Annotated in this window: 1 protein-coding gene; it reads right to left on the bottom strand. The window is 69.7% G+C overall.

The window, feature by feature from the left end; all coding sequences use genetic code 11:
• A partial coding sequence (gene murJ / locus G6016_RS00540; protein ID WP_241729624.1) for a murein biosynthesis integral membrane protein MurJ occupies positions 1-1,698 on the bottom strand: 1,698 nt, incomplete at both ends.

Here is a 1,698-nt window from a genome sequence, read left to right as displayed (position 1 = left end):
GTCCGCGCACGATGGGGGTGAAGGTGTCGAGCTCGGGAAGGCGGGAGCGCGACAGGATGAGTCCCGTCACCAGCAGCGTCACCACGCCCGCCACGCCCGCACGCAGCACGAACCCGATGCTGCCGATCGCGTCCGTCAGCGCGTCCATCGGCAGGATCCAGTCGACGCCCAAAGCGACCAGCGCACCCACGACCGACGCGCCCAGCGTCCACACCGCCGACCGCATGGTCTCGCGGCCGCGCAGCGGGCCGAGGCTCCGCCGCAGCAGGATGTACCCGGCAACGGCGCCCACCACCCAACCGATGCCGTTGGCCAGCGCCAGGCCGATCACCACGTGCGACCGCTCGTCCGCGACCGTCGGCACGAGCAGGGACAGCACCACGCGGACGATCGTGATCGCCAGGATCATCACCGTGGGCGTCCAGTAGTCCTCGCGCGCGTAGAACACGCGCTGCTGAAGCAACACGATCGCGTACGGGATCAGCGTGAACGCGCCGAACGCCAGCGTCAGACCCAGCACCTCGGCGTTGGCGGCGTCGAAATTGCCGTAGCGGAACAGGCCGGTCGCGATGGTCGGGCCGAACGCCGTCATGAACGCGATGACCGGCAGCAGTCCGAACAGGGACAGCCGCGTGCCGAGGGAGATGTCGCGGACCACCGCATCGGTACGCCCGGCCACGCCGTTGTCCGCGAGTCGCGGGTTGATCGCGGTGAGCAGGGTGACGCCGATGATCCCGTATGGAACCTGCAGCAGCAGCCAGTAGGTCTGGTAGATCGCGATCGCGGCCTCGTCGGCGGCCGCACCGATCCGGTTGGTCATCACCAGTCCGACCTGGGAGATCAACACGTACGTCACGCCGGCCAGCGCGTGCCCGCCGAACTGCTTGATCCGCGGATCCAGGCCCCACTGCGGGCGCAGATCCACGCCCGCGCGCCGCAGGGCGGGCACCAGGACCAGCGCCTGGATGACGACGCCCGCCGTGGTGCCGAGGCCGAGGAGCAGGATCGGGGGGCTGAGGATGTTCACCTGCGCGGCCGGGTCGATGCCGCTGCCCACCACGGCGAACAGGCCGAGCGTCGCGATGGCCACGAGGTTGTTCCACACGGGTGCCCACGCACCGGGCCGGAACACGCCGTTGTAGTTGAGCACGGCGAGCATCACCGAGAAGACGCCGTAGAAGAAGATCTGCGGCAACAACAGGAACGCGAACGCGGTGGCCAGGGAGGTGTTGACCTCGCCGTCGCCGAGGTTGAGCTCGGTCAGCAGCGGGGCGCACGCCACCGCGATCACCGTCACCACCAGCGCCAACGCCGAGGTGACGGTGAGGAGTCTTCGGATGAACGACACTCCCCCGTCCGCGTCCTCCTGCGCCGACTTGGCCAGCAGCGGCATGAACATCGCGGTGAGCACCGAACCCAAGACGAGCTCGGTGATCATGTTGGGAAGCGTGTTGGCGGTGTTGAACGCCGACGCGACCGCCGGGCCGAGCACCGTGAGAATGAGGATCATCCGGACGAAACCGGTGATGCGGCTCGCGAGGTTGGCCACCGCCATGGAGCCGGTGGACCGCATCAGGGAGGCGTCGGAGGAGTCGCGGGTCCGGCCGCCGGTTCCGCCGCCGGGCGTGGAGGCGCGGTCGTCCGCCGCCTGCGACCCGGCTGCGGGGGGTGGCCCTGCCGACGTGTGAGGCCTGGCCG

The sequence above is a fragment of the Dietzia aerolata genome (genome assembly GCF_014144865.1).
In the GTDB taxonomy this organism is placed as follows: domain Bacteria; phylum Actinomycetota; class Actinomycetes; order Mycobacteriales; family Mycobacteriaceae; genus Dietzia; species Dietzia aerolata.
This window is presented reverse-complemented; position numbering and strand designations above follow the sequence as displayed.